This is a genomic window from Oerskovia enterophila, assembly GCF_001692445.1.
In the GTDB taxonomy this organism is placed as follows: domain Bacteria; phylum Actinomycetota; class Actinomycetes; order Actinomycetales; family Cellulomonadaceae; genus Oerskovia; species Oerskovia enterophila.
In genome coordinates this window covers 1-23,479 of record NZ_MAQA01000013.1, presented here as the reverse complement: position 1 = coordinate 23,479, position 23,479 = coordinate 1, and the positions used below count along the sequence as shown (strand labels likewise).

General features: G+C 71.0%; 17 protein-coding genes. 8 read left to right on the top strand and 9 right to left on the bottom strand.

All coding sequences use genetic code 11. The features are described 5' to 3' along the window. Window positions 1-113: 113 nt before the first annotated feature. The 4 genes from gltB (at window position 114) to OERS_RS07135 (ending at window position 8,691) form a co-directional block, all read left to right on the top strand. Window positions 114-4,673 carry a glutamate synthase large subunit gene (gene gltB / locus OERS_RS07150; RefSeq protein WP_068625276.1) on the top strand — a complete coding sequence of 1,520 codons (4,560 nt, stop codon included), beginning with the start codon at window positions 114-116 and terminating at the stop codon, window positions 4,671-4,673. Continuing rightward, on the top strand, window positions 4,666-6,132 hold the full coding sequence (locus OERS_RS07145) for a glutamate synthase subunit beta (protein WP_056646882.1): 1,467 nt from the start codon (window positions 4,666-4,668) through the stop codon (window positions 6,130-6,132). Before gltB ends, OERS_RS07145 begins: the two co-directional genes overlap by 8 nt. A 118-nt stretch (window positions 6,133-6,250) precedes the next feature. After that, window positions 6,251-7,675, top strand: a complete 1,425-nt coding sequence (gene pyk, locus OERS_RS07140) for a pyruvate kinase (RefSeq protein ID WP_068625275.1) — start codon at window positions 6,251-6,253, stop codon at window positions 7,673-7,675. 182 nt (window positions 7,676-7,857) lie between these two features. Then, a complete protein-coding gene (locus OERS_RS07135; RefSeq protein WP_068625274.1) occupies window positions 7,858-8,691 on the top strand; it encodes a nucleotidyltransferase domain-containing protein in 834 nt (277 codons plus the stop codon). Window positions 8,692-8,701: 10 nt separating this feature from the next. On the opposite strand, the gene OERS_RS07130 is transcribed toward OERS_RS07135, so the two are convergent. The 5 genes from OERS_RS07130 to OERS_RS07110 form a co-directional block, all read right to left on the bottom strand. Then, window positions 8,702-9,331, bottom strand: a complete 630-nt coding sequence (locus OERS_RS07130; protein WP_056646872.1) for a LysE/ArgO family amino acid transporter — start codon at window positions 9,329-9,331, stop codon at window positions 8,702-8,704. A gap of 217 nt (window positions 9,332-9,548) precedes the next feature. Next, entirely contained in the window at window positions 9,549-10,160 is a 612-nt protein-coding gene (locus OERS_RS07125; RefSeq protein WP_068625273.1) for a hypothetical protein, read from the bottom strand. Next, window positions 10,157-11,254, bottom strand: a complete 1,098-nt coding sequence (locus OERS_RS07120) for a DUF6545 domain-containing protein (protein ID WP_056764851.1) — start codon at window positions 11,252-11,254, stop codon at window positions 10,157-10,159. Before OERS_RS07120 ends, OERS_RS07125 begins: the two co-directional genes overlap by 4 nt. Beyond that, window positions 11,251-11,667 carry a hypothetical protein gene (locus OERS_RS07115; RefSeq protein WP_056646861.1) on the bottom strand — a complete coding sequence of 139 codons (417 nt, stop codon included), beginning with the start codon at window positions 11,665-11,667 and terminating at the stop codon, window positions 11,251-11,253. Before OERS_RS07115 ends, OERS_RS07120 begins: the two co-directional genes overlap by 4 nt. Then, a complete protein-coding gene (locus OERS_RS07110) occupies window positions 11,664-12,101 on the bottom strand; it encodes a hypothetical protein (protein WP_056764849.1) in 438 nt (145 codons plus the stop codon). The genes OERS_RS07115 and OERS_RS07110 overlap by 4 nt, the downstream gene beginning before the upstream one ends. 820 nt (window positions 12,102-12,921) lie before the next feature. Here OERS_RS07110 and OERS_RS07105 point away from each other — a divergent pair. From OERS_RS07105 to OERS_RS07090, 4 genes are all read left to right on the top strand, one after another. Then, window positions 12,922-13,599, top strand: coding sequence for a hypothetical protein (locus tag OERS_RS07105; protein WP_068625272.1), 678 nt, complete (start codon window positions 12,922-12,924; stop codon window positions 13,597-13,599). Window positions 13,600-13,711: 112 nt separating this feature from the next. Beyond that, entirely contained in the window at window positions 13,712-16,111 is a 2,400-nt protein-coding gene (locus OERS_RS07100) for a glycoside hydrolase family 3 C-terminal domain-containing protein (protein WP_068625271.1), read from the top strand. Next, window positions 16,108-16,881, top strand: coding sequence for a hypothetical protein (locus OERS_RS07095; protein ID WP_068625270.1), 774 nt, complete (start codon window positions 16,108-16,110; stop codon window positions 16,879-16,881). Before OERS_RS07100 ends, OERS_RS07095 begins: the two co-directional genes overlap by 4 nt. A gap of 14 nt (window positions 16,882-16,895) precedes the next feature. Then, the gene (locus OERS_RS07090) at window positions 16,896-17,924 is read left to right on the top strand and encodes a glycosyltransferase family 2 protein (RefSeq protein ID WP_068625269.1); all 1,029 of its coding nucleotides are present in this window, start codon (window positions 16,896-16,898) and stop codon (window positions 17,922-17,924) included. Window positions 17,925-18,183: 259 nt separating this feature from the next. Here OERS_RS07090 and OERS_RS07085 read toward each other — a convergent pair whose 3' ends face one another. The 4 genes from OERS_RS07085 to OERS_RS07070 form a co-directional block, all read right to left on the bottom strand. Continuing rightward, on the bottom strand, window positions 18,184-19,497 hold the full coding sequence (locus tag OERS_RS07085) for a sensor histidine kinase (RefSeq protein WP_068625268.1): 1,314 nt from the start codon (window positions 19,495-19,497) through the stop codon (window positions 18,184-18,186). Further along, the gene (locus OERS_RS07080; protein WP_056648283.1) at window positions 19,494-20,207 is read right to left on the bottom strand and encodes a LytR/AlgR family response regulator transcription factor; all 714 of its coding nucleotides are present in this window, start codon (window positions 20,205-20,207) and stop codon (window positions 19,494-19,496) included. The genes OERS_RS07085 and OERS_RS07080 overlap by 4 nt, the downstream gene beginning before the upstream one ends. Before the next feature lie 287 nt (window positions 20,208-20,494). Next, window positions 20,495-21,934 (bottom strand): MFS transporter, encoded by a 1,440-nt coding sequence (locus tag OERS_RS07075; RefSeq protein WP_082849101.1) that lies wholly within the window; start codon window positions 21,932-21,934, stop codon window positions 20,495-20,497. Window positions 21,935-22,117: 183 nt separating this feature from the next. Beyond that, window positions 22,118-23,479, bottom strand: a 1,362-nt coding sequence (locus OERS_RS07070) for a hypothetical protein (RefSeq protein ID WP_211268449.1), incomplete at its 5' end; no start/stop codon positions are given.

The following is a 23,479-nucleotide window of genomic DNA, read 5'->3' as shown; positions in this document are numbered from 1 at the left end:
CTGGACAACCGTCCAGATGGTTCAGTCATGTCCGTTGGGCCGATGAAGTCCCACAATCCCCCAAGTTGGATCAAAGCCCGGCCCATGGCCGGGCGCCTGTGAGGACGGTGTTGATGACCACGCCGCTGCACCGGGCTGCTGCGCCTTCGGCACAGGGCCTGTATGACCCTGTGGCCGAGCACGACGCGTGCGGCGTCGCCTTCGTGGCGACGCTCCGCGGCACACCCGGACGCGACATCGTTGACGCGGGGCTCACGGCCCTGCTCAACCTGGACCACCGCGGCGCCGTCGGCGCCGAGGAGAACAGCGGAGACGGGGCAGGCATCCTGACCCAGATCCCCGACGCCTTCGTGCGGGACGTGGTCGACGTGGACCTCCCGCCGGCCGGGCACTACGCGATCGGCATGGCCTTCCTTCCCCAGGACGCGGAGGCCGCCGCCGAGGTCGTGCGACAGGTCGAGGCCCTCGCGGCCGAGGAACGACTCGTCGTCCTCGCGTGGCGTGACGTGCCCGTGACCGCCGACCTCGTGGGGCCGAGCGCGCGGGCCTCCATGCCGACGTTCCGCCAGCTCGTCGTGGCGGACCTGACGCGGGAGCTGTCCGGGCTCGACCTGGACCGGCGCACCTATCGCCTGCGCAAGCGCGCCGAGCACGAGCTCGGTCTGTTCTTCGCCTCGTTGTCGTCCCGCACGCTCACCTACAAGGGCATGCTGACCGTCGCGCAGCTCGAGCCGTTCTTCCCGGACCTCTCGGACCCGCGCTACGCGAGCGAGCTCGCGCTCGTCCACTCGCGCTTCTCGACCAACACGTTCCCGTCCTGGCCGCTCGCGCAGCCGTTCCGCATGATCGCGCACAACGGCGAGATCAACACGGTGCGCGGCAACCGCAACTGGATGGCCGCGCGTCAGGGCATGCTCGCGAGCGACAAGCTGGGCGACCTCGCCCCGCTGCTGCCCGTGTGCTCGGAGGGGTCGAGCGACTCGGCGAGCTTCGACGAGGTGCTCGAGCTCCTGCACCTCTCGGGCCGTTCCCTGCCTCACGCCGTCCTCATGATGGCGCCCGAGGCCTGGGAGAACCACGCCGAGATGGACCCGGACCGCCGGGCCTTCTACGAGTACCACTCCACGCTCATGGAGCCGTGGGACGGGCCCGCCTGCCTCAACTTCACCGACGGGACCCTCATCGGTGCCGTGCTGGACCGCAACGGGCTGCGCCCGGGGCGCTACTGGGTGACCGAGGACGGCCTCGTCGTCCTGGCCTCCGAGGCCGGCGTCCTGGACCTCGACCCGGCCACGATCGTCCGCAAGGGGCGCCTCGAGCCGGGGCGCATGTTCCTCGTCGACACCGGCCAGGGCCGGATCATCGAGGACGAGGAGGTCAAGGGCCAGCTCGCCGCCCAGCGCCCCTACGCGCAGTGGGTCGCCGAGAACTCGGTCTACCTCGAGAACCTGCCCGAGCGCGAGCACGTGGCGCACAGCCCCGCCTCGGTCCAGCGTCGTCAGCGCGCCTTCGGGTACACCGAGGAAGAGCTGCGGATCCTGCTGACCCCCATGGCGAGCACGGGCGCCGAGCCGCTCGGCGCGATGGGGACGGACACGCCCATCGCGGTGCTGTCCAGCCGTCCTCGCCTCTTGTTCGACTACTTCACGCAGATGTTCGCGCAGGTGACCAACCCGCCGCTCGACGCGATCCGCGAGGAGCTGGTCACGTCGATCGGCGGTGCGATCGGTCCTGAGCCGAACCTCCTGGACGACAGCCCGCTGCACGCGCGCAAGCTGATCCTGCCCTTCCCGGTGCTGGACAACGACGAGCTCGCGAAGATCCTGCGCGTCGACCGCGACCCGGGCCTCGAGGGCATCTTCCGGGCTGTCACGGTCAAGGGGCTCTACCCCGTCAGCGGCGGGGGAGAGGCTCTGCACGCGCGGCTCGAGGAGATCTTCGCCGAGGTCGACGACCACGTCGCCGACGGCGCGAGCTTCATCGTGCTCTCCGACCGCGACTCCAACCAGGAGCTCGCGCCCATCCCGTCGCTGCTCCTGTCGAGCGCGGTGCACCACCACCTGCTGCGCAGGCACACCCGTACCCAGGTCTCGCTCGTCGTGGAGGCCGGGGACGTCCGGGAGGTGCACCACGTGGCGCTCCTCATCGGCTACGGCGCCGCGGCGGTCAACCCGTACCTCGCGATGGAGTCCGTCGAGGACCTCGCCAAGTCCGGGTTCGTCACGGTCGAGCCGGAGAAGGCGGTCAAGAACCTCATCAAGGCGCTCGGCAAGGGCGTCCTGAAGGTCATGAGCAAGATGGGCATCTCGACCATCTCCTCGTACCGCGGGGCACAGGTCTTCGAGGCGCTCGGTCTGTCGCACGAGCTCGTCGCGGACTACTTCGCTGGCACCACGAGCCGTCTGGGAGGCATCGGTCTCGACGTGCTCGCGGCCGAGGTCGCGGCCCGTCACGCCGAGGCCTACCCGGCTTCGGGCAACCACCAGGCGCACGTCCGTCTCACCACGGGCGGCGAGTACCAGTGGCGCCGTGACGGCGAGGAGCACCTGTTCGACCCGGAGACGGTCTTCCGGCTGCAGCACGCGACGCGTGAGCGCCGGTACGACATCTTCCGCCAGTACACGCAGCGCGTCGACGACCAGTCGACGCGTCTCATGACGCTGCGCGGGCTCCTGGAGTTCAAGGACGGTCAGCGCCCGGAGATCTCGATCGACGAGGTCGAGCCGGTCAGCGAGATCGTCAAGCGCTTCAACACGGGCGCCATGTCGTACGGCTCGATCTCGGCCGAGACGCACGAGACCCTGGCCATCGCCATGAACCGCCTGGGTGGTCGCTCGAACACGGGCGAGGGCGGCGAGGAGCCGGAGCGTCTGTACGACCCGGAGCGTCGCTCGAAGGTCAAGCAGATCGCCTCGGGCCGGTTCGGCGTCACGTCGGAGTACCTGACCGCGGCGGACGACATCCAGATCAAGCTCGCCCAGGGTGCCAAGCCCGGCGAGGGCGGTCAGCTGCCCGGGCACAAGGTCTACCCGTGGATCGCCCGGACCCGGCACTCGACGCCGGGCGTCGGGCTCATCTCGCCGCCGCCGCACCACGACATCTACTCGATCGAGGACCTGGCGCAGCTCATCCACGACGCCAAGAACGCGAACCCGTCGGCTCGTGTGCACGTCAAGCTCGTGAGCGAGTTCGGCGTGGGGACGGTCGCGACCGGTGTGTCCAAGGCGCACGCGGACGTCGTCCTCATCTCGGGGCACGACGGCGGCACGGGCGCGAGCCCGTTGACCTCGCTCAAGCACGCGGGCACCCCGTGGGAGCTCGGCCTGGCCGAGACCCAGCAGACGCTCGTGCTGAACAACCTGCGCGACCGCATCGTGGTGCAGGTCGACGGGCAGATGAAGACGGGCCGCGACGTGGTCGTCGGTGCGCTGCTCGGTGCCGAGGAGTTCGGCTTCGCGACCGCTCCCATGGTCGTCTCCGGCTGCGTCATGATGCGCGTGTGCCACCTGGACACCTGTCCGGTGGGCGTCGCCACCCAGAACCCCGAGCTGCGGGCACGCTTCACGGGCAAGCCCGAGTTCGTCGTGAACTTCTTCGAGTTCATCGCCGAGGAGGTGCGCGAGCACCTGGCGCGCCTGGGGTTCCGGTCGATCGAGGAGGCCGTGGGACACGTCGAGGCGCTCGACACCCGGCAGGCGATCGAGCACTGGAAGGCGCAGGGTCTCGACCTCGCGCCCGTGCTCGAGAAGCCTCAGCCGCTCGAGGGCTCGTCGCTGCGCAACACGACGACCCAGGACCACGGCCTCGACAAGGCGCTCGACAACCAGCTCATCACGCTGGCCGCCGACGCCCTGGAGAACCGCGAGCCGGTCCGGATCGCCCTGCCGATCCGCAACGTCAACCGCACCGTGGGCACCATGCTCGGTCACGAGGTGACCAAGCGGTACCGCGGCGAGGGGCTGGCCGACGACACGATCGACGTCTCCCTCACGGGGTCCGCCGGTCAGTCCATGGGGGCGTTCCTGCCCCGCGGCATCACGCTGCGTCTCTTCGGCGACGCGAACGACTACGTGGGCAAGGGCCTCTCGGGTGGACGCATCATCGTCCGTCCCGACCGCTCGGCAGTCCTCACGGGGTCGAGCAACGTCGTGGCGGGCAACGTCATCGGCTACGGCGCGACGTCCGGGCAGATCCTCCTGCGCGGGCTCGTGGGCGAGCGCTTCGCGGTCCGCAACTCCGGGGCGACGCTCGTCGTCGAGGGGGTGGGCGACCACGGGCTCGAGTACATGACCGGTGGTGCGGTGCTGATCCTCGGCCCGACCGGACGCAACCTCGGCGCGGGCATGTCCGGAGGGACGGCCTACGTGCTGGACCTGCGGCCCGCGGCCATGAACACCGCTGCGGTCGCGACGGGCGAGCTCCTGCTCGACCCGCTCGACGACGCGGACGCGGCTCTCGTCGAGGGCCTGGTCCGCACGCACCTGGAGGAGACGGGCTCGACGGTCGCGGCCGAGCTGCTCGAGGACTTCGACGCTGCGCGTGCTCGCTTCACGCGCATCCTGCCCGCCGAGTTCGCCCGCGTGCGCAAGGCGCTCGCGCAGGCCGAGCTCGACGGGCTCGACCCCGCCGCCCCCGGCGTGTGGGACCAGATCTTGGAGGTGGCTCGTGGCTGATCCCCGTGGATTCCTGAAGGTGCGGGAGCGCGAGCTCCCGCCCAACCGTCCGGTCGAGGTCCGGCTGCGCGACTGGCGCGACGTGCACGAGCACCTGGTCGAGGGGCAGCCGTTCCTCAAGGAGCAGGCGGGCCGCTGCATGGACTGCGGCATCCCGTTCTGCCACCAGGGCTGCCCCCTCGGGAACCTCATCCCCGAGTGGAACGACCTGGTCTGGCGCGACCAGTGGGCCGAGGCCAGCGAACGGCTGCACGAGACCAACAACTTCCCGGAGTTCACGGGACGTGTGTGCCCGGCGCCGTGCGAGTCGAGCTGCGTGCTCGGCATCAACCAGCCGGCCGTGACCATCAAGAACGTCGAGGTCTCGATCATCGACGAGGCGTTCGCCCGCGGGCTGGTCACGCCGCAGGTGCCGCAGCGTCTGACGGGGTCGACGGTCGCGGTCGTCGGTTCGGGGCCCGCGGGCCTGGCCGCGGCCCAGCAGCTCACCCGTGCCGGTCACACGGTCGTCGTCTACGAGCGTGACGCGGCGATCGGCGGTCTGCTGCGGTTCGGCATCCCGGACTTCAAGCTCGAGAAGCTGCACATCGACCGTCGCCTGGCGCAGATGGAGGCCGAGGGCACCCGCTTCCGCCCGGGCGTCGAGATCGGCGTGGACATCACCTGGGACGAGCTGCGACGTCGCTTCGACGCCGTGGTCCTCGCGACCGGCGCGACGGTCCCGCGTGCCCTGCAGGTCCCGGGCAACGACCTCCCCGGCGTGCACTTCGCCATGGAGTTCCTGCACCAGGCCAACACGGTGGTCGCGGGCGGCGTGGTCGAGGACCAGATCCTCGCGACGGGCAAGAACGTGATCGTCATCGGTGGCGGCGACACCGGCTCCGACTGCCTGGGCACCTCGCTCCGGCAGGGGGCGGCGAGCGTCACGACGCTCGCGATCGGCAAGAGGCCGCCGCTCGAGCGTTCGGCGACGCAGCCCTGGCCGACCGACCCGATCCTCTTCGAGGTCTCCTCCTCGCACGAGGAGGGCGGCGAGCGGGCCTACCTGGCGTCGACGGTCGACTTCTTGGCGGGCGAGGACGGTCGGGTGCGCGCCCTGCGCGTCGCCGAGACCGAGTACCTCCCGGACGGGCGTCGCGTCCCGAAGGCCGGCACCGAGAAGGAGATCCCTGCCGATCTCGTGCTCGTGGCCATGGGCTTCACGGGACCGGAGACCCAGACGCTCTCGGCGCAGTCGGAGATCGGGCTCACGGCTCGTGGCCTGGTCGCACGCGGCGACGACTTCGCGACCACCGTTCCCGGCGTGTTCGTCGCCGGTGACGCGGGACGCGGGCAGTCGCTCATCGTGTGGGCCATCGCCGAGGGTCGTGCCGCGGCCGCGTCGGCCGACGCGTACCTGCAGGGACGCACCGAGCTCCCTGCCCCGGTGCGCGCATCGACCGTGTCGCTGAGAGCATGACAAGAGTGTGAGACGCGCCCCGGCGTCCGCGAGGACGTCCGGGGTGGAGACGGGGCCCAGGCAGGGGCCCGAGGCGGTCCGGTTCCGCCGGACACGAAGGAACAACGAGGCTGGAGAAATGCGCAGAGCAAAGATCGTTTGCACCATCGGACCCGCGACCGAGTCGAAGGAACAGCTCCGGGCGCTCGTCGACGCCGGGATGGACGTGGCGCGGATCAACCGCAGCCACGGCAGTGCCGAGGAGCACGAGGCCGTCTACCACGGCGTGCGCGAGGCCGCAGCGGCATCGGGCCGCTCCGTGGCTGTGCTCGTCGACCTCCAGGGGCCCAAGATCCGCCTGGGTCGCTTCGGCGGCGACGAGAAGCACTGGCTCAACGAGGGCGACACCTTCACGATCACGACCGAGGACGTCGTGGGCACCAAGGAGCTCGTCTCCACGACCCACAAGGGTCTGCCCGGGGACGCGCGCGTCGGCGACCCGATCCTGATCGACGACGGCAAGGTGCTCGTCCGCGTCACCGCGGTCGAGGGCCCCCAGGTCGTCACCCGTGTCGAGGTGGCCGGACCGGTCTCCAACAACAAGGGTCTGAACCTGCCGGGTGTCGCGGTCTCCGTGCCGGCGCTGTCCGAGAAGGACCGCGACGACCTGCGCTGGGCGCTCCGCCTCGGTGCGGACATCATCGCGCTGTCGTTCGTCCGTTCTGCGGCCGACTTCGACGACGTCAAGACGATCATGGACGAGGAGGGCCGCTCGGTCCCCGTCATCGCCAAGATCGAGAAGCCGCAGGCCGTCGAGAACCTCGCGGAGATCATCGACGCGTTCGACGGCGTCATGGTCGCCCGTGGTGACCTCGCGGTCGAGCTCCCGCTCGAGCAGGTCCCGCTCGTGCAGAAGCGCATCGTCGAGCTCGCTCGTCGCAACGCCAAGCCGGTCATCGTGGCGACGCAGGTGCTCGAGTCCATGACGAACTCGCCGCGCCCCACGCGCGCCGAGGCGTCGGACTGCGCCAACGCGGTCCTCGACGGGGCCGACGCCGTCATGCTCTCGGGCGAGACGAGCGTGGGCGACTTCCCGATCCTGACGGTCGAGACCATGGCCCGCATCATCGAGGCGACCGAGGAAGCCGGCCGTGAGCGCATGGCGCCGCTCGGCTCGACCCCGCACACGCGCGGTGGCGCCATCACGCGTGCCGCTGCCGAGATCGGTGAGGTCCTGGGCGCGAAGTACCTCGCGACCTTCACGCAGTCGGGCGACTCGGCGCGACGCATGTCGCGCCTGCGCTCGTCGATCCCGCTGCTCGCGTTCACGCCGCGCGAGCACGTGCGCAACGTCCTGTCGCTCACGTGGGGCACCCAGTCGTACCAGGTGCCCGAGGTCGCGAACACCGACGCGATGGTCGGCCAGGTCGACACGACCCTGCAGGCCAACGGCCTCGCCGAGGTCGGCGACCTCGTGGTCGTCGTCTCGGGCGCCCCGGTGGGCCAGCCCGGCACGACGAACTCGATCCTCGTGCACCGGATCGGTGACAGCACGGACGTCTGATCCGCGCTGACAGTTCGACGAAGGCCCCGGTGGCCGGCCGCGCTCCTCGCGCGGCCGGCCACCGGGGCCTCGGCGTTGCGGAAGGAGGGCCTGCTCGGGCGATGCTCCACCGGCAGGACCGACCGACAAGGCCCACGAGAATTGCCTGGGGAGCCGGCGCGCGCAGCGGCTAGTCTCCCGGGATGCGCTTCCTCCCCTCGTCTCTCGACCCCGCGGTGGTCGCCTCGATCGACGACCGCCTCGAGACCCTCACCGTGACCGAGCGCGTCGCGATCCCGTGGGCGGTCGAGAGCGGGAGCAGGGCGTGGGGCTTCCCGTCGCCCGACAGCGACTACGACTGCCGGTTCGTGTACGTCCGCGCTCCCGAGGACTACCTCGGGCCGTGGCCGCGCCGCGACGTCCTGGAGACCCCGCTCGACGCGGTCCTCGACGTCAACGGCTGGGACCTCGTCAAGGCGGTGCAGCTCCTGGTGAAGGGGAACGCGACGATCGTCGAGTGGTTGGAGTCGGGGATCGTGTACCGCGGCGACGAGGACTTCCGCGACGGTCTGCGGGCGCTCGCCTCCGACGTCGTCGACCGTGGAGCCCTGGTCCGGCACTACGCGTACCTCGGCAGTCGGCAGCGCGACCGGTGGGAGGGCGGTGACGTCTCCCTCAAGAAGGTCTTCTACGCGTTGCGGCCCGCCGCGGTGCTGCGGTGGCTGCGGGTCCACCCGGACGCGAGCAACCCACCCCTCGACCTGCTCACCCTGCTCGCGCAGGGTGAGGCCTCGTCGACCGTGCAGGATGCCGTCGGCGAGCTCGTCGCGCTCAAGGCCGTGACCCGCGAGATGGGGACGGGAACGGCCGGTGCCGCGATCGGCCGGTTCGTGACCGAGGAGCTCGAGCTCGCGCACGGCGGGACGCGAGGTCTCGAAGAAGCGCAGTGCTCGCGGGGCGAGGCGCGCGAGCGCGCAGAGCAGTACTTCCGGGCTGCGGTCCGGACGTTCGCTCCGGCGGACCTCGTCGGGGCCTGACGCCCTCGCGTCAGGCCCCGAGCGCCAGGTGCACCGCGAGCGCGAGGATCACCAGGCCGCCCACGGCAGCGGTGACGCGCTGGCCGGTGTCGTTCGTGAGGGCGCGCCCGAGCACCGCGCCACCACCGGCGACGAGCATCTGCCAGCTCGCGGACGCGACGAACGCGGCGAGCACGAAGACCGCTCGCTCCGCGCCCGTCGCGTCGGGGCTCAGCGCGCCACCGGCCACGAGGACGGCGAAGTAGATCACGGTCGCGGGGTTGACCAGGGTGAGGCCGAGCAGCGTCGCGTAGGCCCGCACGGGAGTGGTGTCGGCGGTCGCCGGACGGGGCGTGGCGCCGTCGGGCAGGACGCGCTGGAGCGCGGGGCGGAACGTGCGCCACGCGAGGACGGCGAGGACCGCGACCGACGCCCAGGTCAGCGGCGTGCGGACGGCTGCGACGAGCGGGGCGACGACGGCCCCCGCGACGACCGCGACCGTCGCGTAGATGCCGTCGGCCGTCGCGGTGCCGAGGCCCGCGGCCGCCCCGACCGCGAAACGCGTGCGGGCCGTGAGCGTCACGAGGTAGACGGCGATCGCGCCCACCGGGATGGCGATCGCGTAGCCCGCGACGAGCCCGGCGAGCAGTGCGCTCGTCATGGCGCCGGGCGAGGTCGCCGGGGCCGGAGCTCCTGCTGCCTGCCCGCTGGTCGCGTGGTCGCAGCGGGCAGCGGCACGAGGAGGGGCGTCGTCGGCATGGATCGAGGATCGCGCGCAGTACGGGGAAGGTCAAGGGATATCGGCTCGCCGCGTGAGGTCCGGTACCTGTCCGGACGGGCGCGCTCAGACGTGTCGGGCGCCGGTGCCGCGCCGGACGTCAGCCGAGGAGAGCCGCGGCGGCCGCGGCCCCCACCGAGGCGCCGAGCACGAGTCCCGTCACGACCTCGCGGCGGGAGTGGTCGTGCACCGCGAGGCGGGAGAGCCCGACGACGACCGCGACGGCCAGGAGCGCGGCCGCCAGCCACCAGGACAGGGCCGTGGAGACGCCCGCGGCGACCGAGAACACGGCGGTGTGCACCGAGGCGCGCACGAACGGGGTGACCAGGGCGATCGCGACGATCCCCGCGAGGTAGGCCGCGAGGAGCCGGGGGAGCAGGGGAGGCGCTCCCGCGAGGTGCAGGACGAGGATCGCCGTGACCTCGATGACGAGGAGCCCTGCGAAGACCACGAGGCGCTGGGCCCGGGGGCGCACGTGACGGGACTCCAGGACCTCGGCCCGCGCGAGCCCGTGGACGAACAGGTAGGGCAGCCCGCCGCAGAGCAGGACCGCGAGCACCACGTAGCGCGCGCCGGCCAGACCGGGCGACGCGTACAGGGCCGCGGCCAGGACGAGAGCCGCGACCGTGTAGCCCGGCGCGAGGACCTCCGTCACGACGACGGCCCAGCGGGGTGGGGCTGCGGTGACCGCCCCTCCGGCCGGGGGCGTCATCGCGGCTCCTGCTCGGTGCCGAGGACTCCGGCGAGCACGACCGCGCGCTTCTCGCTCGTCTGCTCACGGAACGCCCTGCCCAGGTGGCGCAGGGCGTGGTCGTCCTCGGCCCAGGCGCTCCAGTCCGCGGGGACCTCTGGTCGCTCGTCCATGCCGCGCCGGGTCGCGGCGAGGTCGATCTGCAGCGCCCGCAGCACGGGCTCGGGCGCGTCGCCGACCAGGGTCCGGACCTGCGCGGCGTCCTGGGGGGCCGAGTAGCGGGCCAGCGTCGCGAGCGCGTCCATGATCTCGATGGTCCGGTGGTACTCGGCGACCTCGGGGCGCACGGACGACAGGCGGGACTCCGCGACGGCGTCGACCAGGTGCGCGTGCAGCGCGCTCAGGTCGGCCCGGCGGCGTCGCCGGGTCCGTGCGGCCGAGAGCAGGTGCCCCATGATCCCGAGCGTGAGCAGGATGCTCGACGCCGCGATCAGGTACCGCGTGCGGATCCCGAGGAGTCGGTACTGCTCGATCGCCCCCGGCTCCTGCAGGACGATGTTGACGGCGCTCAGGAGTGCCCACAGCACCCCGACGAACGCACCCGCGGCGGCGAGGTCCATGCCCCAGCGGTCGCTACGGGGACGGTCCTGCCGGTTCCGGACGGTCGAGACGCCGAACGTCGCCGTGGCCCAGAGGAACGCCCCGTAGTACGCGGCCCAGTACAGGGCCATCCAGGGCTTGCCGCCGGTCTGCAGGTCGAAGTCCTGCCGCTCCCACGGGCCGTTGAGCGCGAAGACGAGCACGAGCACCCCGACGACCCCGACGATCCCCGAGGCGAGGTACGTCGGACGAGGCCGAGGCCCCTGGGTGCCCTGGACCCACGCCGCGATGCACAGGCAGCCGGCGACGAGCAGGGCGTGCTTGGCGAGCTCGTGGGCGCCGGGGGGCGCGTGCTCGAGCAGGAACGACTCGACCTGGCTGATGCGCAGCGCCGAGGCAGCGGCCACGAGCGCGAGCCCCCAGGTCAGGGCGTAGTCCCCGCGGTGCTGCGATCGGTGGCGCAGAGCCGTCCAGAGCGCGGCCCCGGCGAAGAGAGCGAAGGCGAGCAGGGTCACCGGTACCGCTCCATGCCGGCGAGGCGGTGCGCGACACCGCCCGTGGCCTCGATCGACATCATGAGCTCGCTCGCGATCGACTCGGCACGGTGCTCGACCGGGTCCTCGTAGCGGTTGCGTCGCTGGGGTCCGGGCGGCGGGGCGTCGGGGTCGTCGCACGCGTCGAGGATGTGGACCAGCTCGTGCGCGATGATGTGGTGCCGGTGGCGCTCGGACAGGGTCGCCTCGGAGTTGACGATGATCTTCTCGCCGTCGGGCATGCTCAGCCACATCCCCGAGATCCCCTCACCCAGTGGGCCGTCGACGACGTCGATGGGCCGCTCGCGCAGGGTCGCGACGATGCGCCGGGCGTCGTCGATGCTGCGGGCTCGGTCGAGTCCTGCCGCGGTCAGGCGGGTGCGATGCTCGTTCACGACTCGTCGACGGGATCGACGGCCGGGAGCGACTGCATCCGGCGCATCTGGTCCAGGAGCTGGGTCACGGCGCGCACGTTCTCCGCGGACAGGCCCTCGGCGCGCAGCGCGAAGGCCTCGACGCCGTGGTCGTTGAGGGCGAGCCGGAGCTCCTTCTTGGGGTCCTCTCCCGTGTCGAGGAGGTCCTTGGGCTCGACGCCGAAGTACGCCGCGAGGCCTTCGATGATGCGCAGCGAGGGCGAGGTGCGGTGGCCGCCGCGGAGCGCGCTGAGGTAGGCCTCCTTGACGGCGTAGCCGTGCTCGGTCATCCAGTTCGCGACCTCGCGGTTGGTCGCGCCGCGTCCGGCACGCTGTCGGGTCGCGAAGAGCTCGTTGAGTCGGTGCTGGAACGCGCGGCTGAGCCGCTCGCCCGGAGGGTTCTCGTGTGTCGTCACCTCTCGATTGTCCCAGGAACGGGCGGGTGCTGGTGGCACTCCGCAGGGAGAGATCTCACAGGCCCGACGGCGGGGCTTGCCGCGACCGGTCCGGTGCCGCGCGGGCTGGGCCGGGTTGACGTGCGTGGGGTGCGGACGGGGATCAGGGGCACCGTTCGTGACGATGTGGTGCAGTTCACATGAGAGCTCTCTCATCTGCGGGAACTTCGACCTCGAGGCGACTTTGCCGTCAGTAGAGTACGGGTGTCGTAGCTCGTGACGGTCGAGGCCTTGGGGGTCGTGCGTCCCGTCCGAGCGCGCCCGCGCGGCGCTTCCGGGGGAGCAGGGGGTCCCCGGAAGGCGCCGCTGTCGGTTGCGCACGAGCGGCCCGCGGCGACCGCCGCTCCCACGTGCGGGCGGCGCGACGCGCTCCCACGGCGAGGCCGGCTCCCGAACGCCACCAGGACCGGGCCGGTCGGCCTGTCGGTGAGCCGGACGATCCCCCGAGCCCGGCTTCCGACGGCTTCCCCGCACCGCCGTGGTTCCCCTGCGCCCGGCCCCAGGAGGACGCGTCGCTGGTCGGTCCCCGGCCGGGGCGCGCGACAGTTTGTGCGCCAGAACCGACAGGTTATGCAAACCGGCTCGGCGCCTCGTCGGGTGTGGGCTGTGATGAGTTCGTTACCAGTCGCCCTCGGGCGCCACCCACCGGTCGTCGGGCGTCGCAGCCCCGCGCGGAGGTGGTCGCGACCCGGGACGTCGTTCACGTCCTCCCCGCATCGGCGGTGAGGGCGAGCGGCCTCGTCCCTGCGACAGCTCGTGGACAGTCGAAGGAGACACGCAGGTGGACAGACCGAACAGCATCAGGGAGACGCGCGTGCTCAGGTCGTGGAACGACTTCTCGGAGAGGCGTCCGGCCGTCGCACAGTTCGTCGTCTTCTCGCTCCTGAGCACCGGTATGACCGTGCTCCAGCTGGCGCTCATGCCCCTGATCAAGTGGGTCTTCACGATGACGTCGCTCGTGGATCAGTCGTTCCAGGCGTTCGCCGTGAACACGAACGCCGACGGCTCGACCTTCTTCATCTTCGACTACGCGGCGGGGGCGCTGCCGGACGGCGGCGGAGGGCTCGCCTACTTCCTGGCGGTGCAGATCACCCTGCTCGTCGCCCAGGTCATCAACTTCTTCGCCCAGCGCAACATCACCTTCAAGTCCAGCACGAACATCTGGCGCGCGGCGGCCTGGTACACGGTCGCGTACGTCGTCATCACCTTTGCCGCCGCAGCGCTCCAAGGGTTCTACAAGGACCCGATCTACCAGTTCATGGTCGACCGCTGGGGCAGCACGGGGGAGGCCGGGGCCGACGTCGTCACGATGATCGTCAACGCGCTGATCTCGGTCGTCGTGTACTTCCCGATCCTCAAGATCATCTTCAGGCAGGAGCCCGGGCCGGGTAGCGACGGTGACGGCGACTCCGGCCCGGTGCCGGACGCCGTCGAGCGGGTCCCTGCCCACGCGACGTAGTCCCCGTCCCGGAGCCGGGCCGTCGCGGACCGTCCGGACGAGCAGGCGAGACAGAACCACACCAGTACACCCGCGAGCCGCACACGTGCCGCGGGGCGAACGGAAGCAGACCATGACGGAAGAACTGACGACGCTCGAGAAGGCCGCACTCCTGAGCGGGGAGAGCGTCTGGGAGACACGTGCGGTACCGCGGCACGGGATCCGGACGCTGTGGCTGTCCGACGGGCCTCATGGCGTCCGCAAGCAGACGGGCTCGGCCGACCACCTCGGTCTCGGCGCCTCGCAGCCCGCGACCTGCTTCCCGACCGCGGCCACGGTCGCCAACAGCTGGGACCCCGAGCTCGCGCGGTCCGTGGGTGAGGCGCTCGGTGCCGAGGCCGCCGACCAGGGGGTCGACGTGCTCCTCGGCCCGGGGCTCAACGTCAAGCGCAGCCCGCTGTGCGGGCGCAACTTCGAGTACTTCTCCGAGGACCCGCTGCTCTCCGGACGTCTCGCGGCAGGCTACGTGCGCGGCATCCAGTCGCGCGGCGTCGCGGCATGCCCCAAGCACTTCGCGGCCAACAGCCAGGAGCTGCGTCGCATGACGAGCGACTCCGTGGTCGACGAGCGGACGTTGCGCGAGATCTACCTGACGGGCTTCGAGGTCGTCGTCCGTGAGTCCGCGCCGTACTCGATCATGTCGAGCTACAACCTGCTCAACGGCACCTACGCCAACGAGAACCCGTTCCTGCTCCAGCAGGTCCTGCGCGACGAGTGGGGGTTCGACGGGGCCGTCGTGACCGACTGGGGCGGTGGCAACGACGCGGTCGAGGCAGTGCGTCGGGGCGGGACGCTCGAGATGCCGTCGCCGGGGCTCGACTCCGCCGCGCAGATCGTGGACGCAGTCGGTCGAGGCGACCTCGACATGGCCGACCTCGACGCGCGGGTCGAGGAGATGAAGGTCCTCGTGAGCCGGATCGGGGGAGCGAGCCGCGAGGTCGACCCTGACGCCCACCACGAGCTCGCGCGCACAGCTGCCGAACAGAGCGCCGTGCTGCTGCGCAACGAGGACCGTGTCCTGCCGCTCGCTGCGGGCACCCGGGTCGCGGTCGTGGGCGACTTCGCGTCCACGCCGCGCTACCAGGGGGCCGGCTCCTCGGTCGTCAACCCGACCCGGCTCACGACGGCGCTCGACGCGCTCGCCGGCTCCGACCTCGAGGTCGTCGCGACCGCACAGGGCTTCACGCGCGGCGGGGCGTCGGACCCGACGCTCGTCGCCGAGGCCGTCGACGCGGCCCGGTCGGCCGACGTCGTCCTGCTCTACCTGGGGCTCGACGAGATCAGCGAGTCCGAGGGCCAGGACCGCTCGCACCTGCGGCTTCCCTCGAGCCAGGTCGAGCTCCTGGCGCGGATCTCCTCGGTCACGAGCCGGATCGTCGTCGTCCTCAGTGCAGGTTCGGTCGTCGAGGTGCCCTGGCTCTCGCAGTGCTCCGCCCTGGTCCACGGCTACCTCGGCGGGCAGGGGGGCGCCGAGGCGGTGGTCCGGGTGCTGACCGGTGCGGTGAACCCGTCCGGTCGCCTCGCGGAGACGTACCCCGTCCGGCTCGAGGACACCCCGACGTACCGTTACTACCCGGGTGAGGGGGTCGACGCCGAGTACCGCGAGGGCCCCTACGTGGGCTACCGCTACTACTCGAGCGTCGGTGCGCCGGTGGCCTTCCCGTTCGGGTTCGGGCTGAGCTACACCACGTTCGCGTACGCGGACCTCGAGGTCGACGCCGAGGGCGTGACGTTCACCCTGACCAACACGGGGGACGTCGCGGGAGCCGAGGTCGCGCAGCTGTACGTGGGCCGACGGGAGACCGACGGCGTGCACCGCCCCGTGCGCGAGCTCAAGGGCTTCGCGAAGGTCCACCTCGAGCCGGGGGAGTCCCAGCGCGCGCGCATCGCGTTCGACCGCTTCACCTTCCGCCACTTCTCGACGGCGACGGGAACCTGGGAGACCGAGGGCGGCACGTGGTCCCTCGAGGTCGGCTCCGACGTCGAGACCGTGCTGCTCGCGGCCGAGCACGTCCTGACGGGAACCGCTCCCGGCGCTGCCGCGACGGCCGTGCCGCAGCAGTACCGGACCGGTGCGGTCACGGACGTGCCCGACGACGTGTTCGCTTCCCTCCTGGGTCGCCCGCTGGCAGCCAGGGGCCGAGCGACCGGGCCGCTCGGGGTCAACAGCCCCCTGTCGGACCTGGAGCACGCGCGCAGCCCCCTGGCCCGGCTCGCATACCGCGAGCTGGCGCGACGGATCGCCCGCGCCGAGGCCAAGGGCACCCCCGACCTGAACCTGCTGTTCCTGCGCGGGATGCCGTTCCGCGCCATCGCGAAGATGACGAACGGCGCCGTGAGCATGGACATGGCCGCCGCGCTGGTCACGATCGTCAACGGCCGCTTCTTCCGGGGCGTCGGAGACCTCGTCTCGGCGTTCTTCCGGAACCGACGGTCCACCCGCCGCATGCGCTCCGAGCTGGCGCGCCGATGAGCGGCGAGACGGAGGCGGCCCCGACGCCGACCCTGGAGACGGCGGCGCCGACCACGGCCCAGACCCCGCTCTCCGGGGGCAAGCCCCGGATGTTCGGTCGGTTGCGGGTGGGGTGGTCGTCGTTCGCGGAGCGTCGGCCGGGGTTGGCTCAGTTCGTGGTGTTCTTCGTGTTGAGCAATGGTGTGACGGTGTTGCAGCTGGCGTTGATGCCGGCGTTCAAGGCTGTGTTCGGGATGACGTCGTTGGTGGACACGAGCTTTCAGGTGTTGGCGGTGGGGTCGAATCCGGATGGGTCGCCGTTCTACCTGTTCGACTATGCCGCGGGTGGGTTGCCTGAGGGTGGGGGTGGGTTGGCGTACTTCTTGGCGGTGCAGGTGACGTTGTTGATCGCGCAGGTGATCAACTTCTTCGCTCAGCGCAACGTGACGTTCAAGTCGAACACGAACATCTGGCGGGCGGCGTTCTGGTACACGGTGGCGTACGTGGTGATCACGTTCGCGGCGGCGGCGTTGCAGGGGTGGTACAAGGCGCCGGTGTACGAGCTGTTGATCGACACGTGGGGGATGGGCAAGACGGGGGAGACGGTGGCCGACATGGTCACGATGATGATCAACGCCGTTCTATCCTTCTGGGTGTTCTTCCCGATCTTCAAGGTCATCTTCAAGCGTGAGCCCGAGCCCGCTGAGATGCCTGACCCGGCTGGGCCTGGTGGGTCTGGTGGGTCTGCTGGGGTGGATGCGTCGTCGGCCCGTGCGGGCCAGGAAGTCTGAAGAGTGTTGTCCTGATGAGCAAGCTGTTGACGATCGTGGTGCCGTGCTACAACTCTGCGGCGTACATGGAGCGGTGCATCGAGTCGTTGTTGCCTGGTGGTGACCTGGTCGAGATCTTGATCGTGAACGACGGGTCCTTCGATGCCACGGGGGCGGTCGCGGACCGGTACGCGGACGCGTATCCGGGGGTCGTGACCGCGATCCATCAGGTCAACGGTGGGCACGGGGCGGCGATCAACACCGGGCTCGGGCACGCGTCGGGGCGGTTCATCAAGATCGTGGACTCCGACGACTGGCTCGACCCGGACGCCTACCGCCGGGTCCTGGAGACGTTGGGCGGGTTCGCCGCGGCCGGGACCGGGGTGGACGTGCTGGTCTCGAACTTCGTCTACGAGAAGGTCGACAAGCGTAAGAAGACCGCGGTGCGTTACACCAACGCGCTGCCCAGGAACCGGGTCATGGGCTGGGACCAGGTCGGACGTTTCCGTAAGTCGCAGTACATCTTGATGCACTCGTTGATCTACCGCACCGACCTGCTGCGCGAGGTGGGTCTGGTCCTGCCCGAGCACTCGTTCTACGTCGACAACCTCTACGCCTACGCGCCCCTGCCCGCGGTGCGGACCTTGTACTACCTGGACGTGGACCTGTACCGGTACTACATCGGGCGCGCGGACCAGTCCGTCAACGAGGACGTCATGATCTCGCGGGTGGATCAACAGCTGCGCATCAACCGCGCCATGATGAACCACCTACGCGCGGTGCGCGCCGACCCTAGCGCTCCCCGGGCCCTGCAGCGCTACATGCTGCACTACATCAACATCGTGAGCATGGTCTCCTCGATGCTGCTGCTGCGCTCGGGCACGCCCCAGTCCCTGGCCAAGAAGGACACCTTCTGGGCCGAGGTCCGCACCCAGGACCCCGCCCTGTACCGGCGCCTGCGTCGCACGACCTTGCACCAGATCTCCAACCTGCCCGGACGCCCCGGACGCGGCATCTCCGTCCTGGCCTACAAGACCGCCCAACGCGTCATCGGCTTCAACTAGCGCCCGCCCACGCGTCGGGACCTTGGCCGGCCGACAGCAAGATCCCCCGGTGGTGTTTTCGTGTAGCCACCACAAATGTGGTGGCTACACGAAAACAACACCCTCCCCTCGGGGGAGGAGACCCTGCACCTGGGCACCTGGGCACCTGGGCACCTGGGCACCTGGGCACCTGGGCACCTGGGCACCTGGGCACCTGGGCACCTGGGCACCTGGGCACCTGGGCACCTGGGCGCCCGGCCCCGTATCAGGGCCCCCGCCCTCAGCGCTCGGGGAGCGGGATCAGGGCCCGCACCACGAACCACCCGGACTCTGCGTGCACCGTGAGGGACCCGCCGTAGCCCTCGACGACCTGGCGCATGTTTCGCAGGCCGTACCCGTGGTTGAGCGCGTCGCCCTTGGTGGTGCGCGGGATCCCGTCGTCGAACTCCAGGTCGCCCACGTGGTAGTTCTCGAAGCGCACCAGGACGAGCGAGTTCTGGGTGTAGACCGCGACGCGGACGAGGCGGTTCTCCGGGTCCGGCAGGGTCGCGCTGCTCTCGATCGCGTTGTCGAGCGCGTTCCCGAACAACGCGCTCAGTCCCATGGCGTCCATGAAGGACAGTGCTGCGCCGTCGACCACGCACGTCAGGGTGATCCCGAGCTCGGCGCACTGTGCCGTCCTGGACGTCAGGATCGTGTCGAGCACGGCGTTCCCTGTCTCGACCTGGGCACCGTAGCCCTGGATGCTCTCCTCGAGCTGGTCGAGGTACGACGCCTTCGCGTCCGGGTCGTTCTCCGACCGGATCGCCGTGACGAAGTGCTTGAGGTCGTGGTACTTGCGGTGGACGATGTCGATGTTCCGCTTGGAGTGCAGGTACTGCTCGTGCTGGGAACGCAGCATCCGGTTCATCGCCTCGACCTCGACCGCGCGCTGGAGCTCGAGCCGCTGCCCCTGCTGCGCATAGAGAGCGACATACCCCGCGAGGTCGACGAGCGTGCGGATGTAGAAGATCTCGGGACCGAACTGCGCGCTGAACGGGGTGTTAGAGCTCACGAAGCTCACGTTGCTCATGAGGAACGTGACAGCGGCGATCGAGGCCGCGCTCAGCAGGCCGCGCCGGTCGACGTCGAGCCGCTGGTCGGGCGGGAAGTGTCTCCGCTCGATGAGGTAGGCCGCGGTGAAGGCCGCGCCGTACACCAGGACCAGGAGCCCCACCTGGATGCCGACCCCCGTGAAGCCCTGGTCCACGGCATAGCTGTAGAGCTGCCAGTGGAGCGACGCGACGAGCTCGGCGAGCACGAACGCGCGCGCCGTGAAGTACCCGGCCTCGCGCGTCGAGACGTCGGCACAGACCACGACCACGCCGAACATCGCGGCCACGGCCATCGCCATGCCGGCGGTCCACAGGGCGATCGGCAGACCGCCCGCGAACGTCTGGACGGCCCACAGGAGACCCAGGCCCAGGCCGAGGGACAGCGCCAGGATCGGCGGGGTGAACCGCTTGCGCAGGAGCAGGATGTAGACGAGGCACGCGGACCACTCGGCGAAGGCCGTGAAGCCGCGGGGGATGTCGGTCGGGAGATCCCCGATCACGCGACGTGCCCTCCGACGTGGTCGGCGAGCGCATCGAGGAACGCGCGCTTGCGCGGGCGGCTGATCTGGAGCTCGTCCCCGCCGAGCATGACGCACGTGCTCTGCTTGACGGCCGTCACGTGGCGCATGTTCACCAGGTAGCAGCTGTTGCTCCGGAAGAACCCCTTCTCGCCGAGGTCGGCCTCGAACGCCTTGAGGGTGCCCGTGAACGAGTACGTCCGGTCGACCGCGTGCACGACCACCCGGTGCTTGATGCTCTCGACGTAGACGACGTCGAGGAGGTCGACGCGGGCCAGCTCGCCGTTCACGGTCAGCATGACCGAGTCGGTCCCGCTGCGCCGGACGCGCTCGATGCTGCGGCGCAGCTCCTGAGAGAACGCGAACCAGGGGACGGGCTTGACGAGATAGCTCAGGGCGTCGACCTCGTAGCCGTGGATCGCGTACTGGGCCATGTTGGTGACGAACACGATGACGACCCGCGTGTCGAGCGTGCGGATGTGCCGGGCGGTGTCCAGGCCGTCGAGGTCGTTCATCTGGACGTCGAGGAACAGGATGTCGAACTCGGGTCGATACCCCGTGACGAGCTCGCGTCCGTCGGTGAACGTGCGGACGTCGAACGTCACGTCGTTCTCCGCCTGGTAGCGATCGAGGTGATCGAGCACGATCTGCCTGCTCGCCGACTCGTCGTCGACCACGCCGATGCGGATCATAGGACTGCTCGACCTCCTCTGGGGTGACCCCCCAAGATACCAAGCATGGACGGGCTGGAATCCGTGCGAACAGGCGGATTCGGGCATGTCATGACGTGATGCTCGGCGGTGGGGCGGCCGACGTCGCGCCGGGTGCGGCGCCTCCCGCCGAAGTGGCCGTCAGACCGTGTCGTCAGGGGGTGTGCGGGCACCGCCGAAGGGCCCGGCAGCCCCGGCAGCCCCGGCAGCCCCGGCCGCTCCGTCAGTGCCCGCCGCTCCGGCAGTGCGCACCGCGAGCCCGGACCCGGTCACGCGCGCTCGGGCACGAGGGTCCGTGCCTCGCGAGGCAGTGGCTTGACCTGACCGGCGAGCGCGAGGCTCAGCACCATGGCCGCGCAGATGGTCAGGAGCGCGTAGCGGCCCCCGATCTCGTCGGCGAGGAGGCCGAGCACCGGGGGAGCGGTGAGCTGGGCGAACGAGCTGAACGACGTCACGACGGACACGCGTGCGGGCGAGCGCAGCGGGTCGTCGGACGCCGCGGCGATCGCGATCGGGTTGGCCAGGGCCGCGCCGCAGCCCCACAGCACGATCCCGAACCATGCGAGCCAGATCTGCGGGGCCAGGCCGAACAGCAGGAGGCCCACGAGGGCCGAGACGCCCGAGGCGCGCAGCACCGTGACGCGACCGAACCGGTCGATGAGGCCCGTCCCGGCGAAGCGGAAGACGGTCATGGCACCCACGAACGTCCCGTAGGCCATGGCGCCCACCGCCTCGCGCACCTCGAAGCCGTCGACCATGGCGATCGAGAGCCAGTTGCCCGCCGACCCCTCGGACAGCGACGAAGCCAGCAGGACCAGGCCGATGAGGATGGTCCGCGGCTCGCGCCACGCGGACAGGGCCGAGCGCATGCCCGCGCCGCGCCGGGGCGGCTTCTGCGCCGTGTCCCGGGCGCCACGGGCAGTGCTGCCACCGTCGGATCCGCCGGTCGCACCGGCCGAGGCGGCTCCGGCGGCGGCTCGCGATGCCTCCGCGCCGGCCGCGCCGTCCGCCGCGTCGACGACGGCCCCCGACACCGCGGGCTCGGTCGCACCGCCCGCGGGGGACTCGGCGAGGTCGTGCTCGAGGTCGGCCGGGCTCACGCCCGGCGTGGTCGTGGCACCAGCCCGACGCTCGGGAGCGAACACCGTCGCGGGTCCGATCGTCAGGGCGCGCGCGACCGCGACCGCGACCGTGACGATCACGAGCTGTACCGAGATGTGGATGTGGGCTGCGGAGAACGCTGCACCCACGAGGGCGCCCGCGCCCGCACCGATCGAGAAGGCCGCGTGGAAGTGCGGCAGGATCGCGCGCCCCACCTGCTGTTCGACGAGCGCGCCGTTGAGGTTGATGGGCACGTTCATGAGCGCGCCGCTCACGCCGTTGAGGAAGGCGCCGACCGCGAAGATCCCGACGCTGCCCGCCGCGGTGCCCCACGCGACGAGCAGCAGGGCCACGAGGTTGAGCGCCGTGGCCGCCACGAGGGTGCTGCGGCTGCCGAACCGGGACACGATCGCGCCCGTCGAGACCACCGCGAACAGGGCGCCGACCGCGCCCACGATGAGGATCAGCCCGAGCTGGGCCGACGAGACCCCGAGCGCGTCGCGGATCGAGGGCAGCCGCGTCATCCAGCTCGTGCCCACGATGCCGAAGAGCGCGAAGAGCGCCATCAACGACCAGCGGGCGCGACCGACTGCAAGGTTTCCTGACATTGGATGAACTCTATGCCGCGTGGGATCGCGCTCTCTCGCTGTTTCCCTGGGCGGGACGACGGTGATCACCCGCAGGATCACCCGTCCCTGTCTGGTCGGCGGGCTCCGCGTGGGATGAGATCGAGACGTGGTGCCGCACCAGCGCCCGGTGCGGCACCATCGCACGTCGTCCAGCGAGCCCGCTCAGGGAGACGCCGTCGTCCCGAGCGGGGTCGAGACCGTGAGGGCACCGACGAAGTACTGGTCGCCGGTCGTCGTCGCGGTGACCGTGGCCCGGGAGGTGGCGAATCGCGCCCCCTCGAAGGCTTTGACGTCCACCCCGAGCGAGTTGACGTAGCGAGATCCCGTCGCGGTCGAGTCGAACGCGTTCCCGGCCGACCCCGCACGAGGCGGGCCGGTGGGCGACCACGTCCTCGGGGTGAGGGGCACGTCGTCGAAGAGGAGTCTGTCGCCCGCGCTCCCGGCGTCGCCCTCCCAGGCGACGGCCCCGACGCGTGCCGATGCCCCCGCACGGCCTGCGACCGTGAACGTGCGAGGTGCGGCTGGCGACAGGACGGGGGCGTACCCGTCGAAGAGGACCACGAGGTCGTCCGCGGCGGGGTCGGTGTGGACGACGACGAGGGCCCATCCGCCGTAGCGTCCCGTCCCCGGGGTCGCGCACACGTCCGCGACCGCCCACTCGCCGGCGCCGTGGGCCGCGACGACCGCGGTCACGTCGATGCTCGCCTGGTAGTCGGTGCCGCTCCGGTCGAGATCGGCGTCCTCGGCCCGTCCGGCCGGTGCGAACGCTCCGGTCCCCGGGGGCTGGATCCGGACCTTGCGAGGATCGGACGCGCACCGGCCCGCCCAGTAGAGCCGTGCCGAGACGACCTGTGACCCGGCCGGGAGGCGGAGCACCGCGCTCGACGACGTCGTCCCCGTGCCTCGCTCGTCCACGGCCACCATGGACCACGCGTTGTTGTTCCGCGCGGACCCGGTCGTCGCACCGGCAGCGACCTGCGAGCACCCTGTGAGGTGGGCCGCGCAGTGCAACACGGGTGCGCCGACCTCGGTCACCGCGAACCCGCCCGCCGCGACGAACCGCGCCCCCATACCCTGCGCGGTGACGTGGAGGTCCTGCACGATCTCGAGATCCTTCATGCCGGGGCCGCTCACGTGGATCGTGGCCGGGACGACGTGGTCGACGAGGGCGGGGGAGACGTCGACGGGGACGACGGCCGTGGTGGTCGCCCCCGGGAGGAGCTCGTCGAGCCCGCACGACACCGAGCCCTCGCCCTCCTTCGCCGTGCACACCCACCCCACGCCGTCGGACACCGTGCTTCGTCGATCGGCGAGAGTGACTCCGGGCGGTAGGAGGATCTCGGCGCGCAGCGCGGAGATCCTTGCCCCCGCCGGGTTCGCGAGCGAGAACCCGACGACCCCGGCCCGACCGACCACCAGGTCGCCGAAGTCGTCCCCGTTGCTCGTCAGCACGACCGGCGCGCCCTGCGTCGGCGAGGTGGGTTCGGCGGGGGGCCGGGCAGGAGGCTGCGTGACGGGGGACGG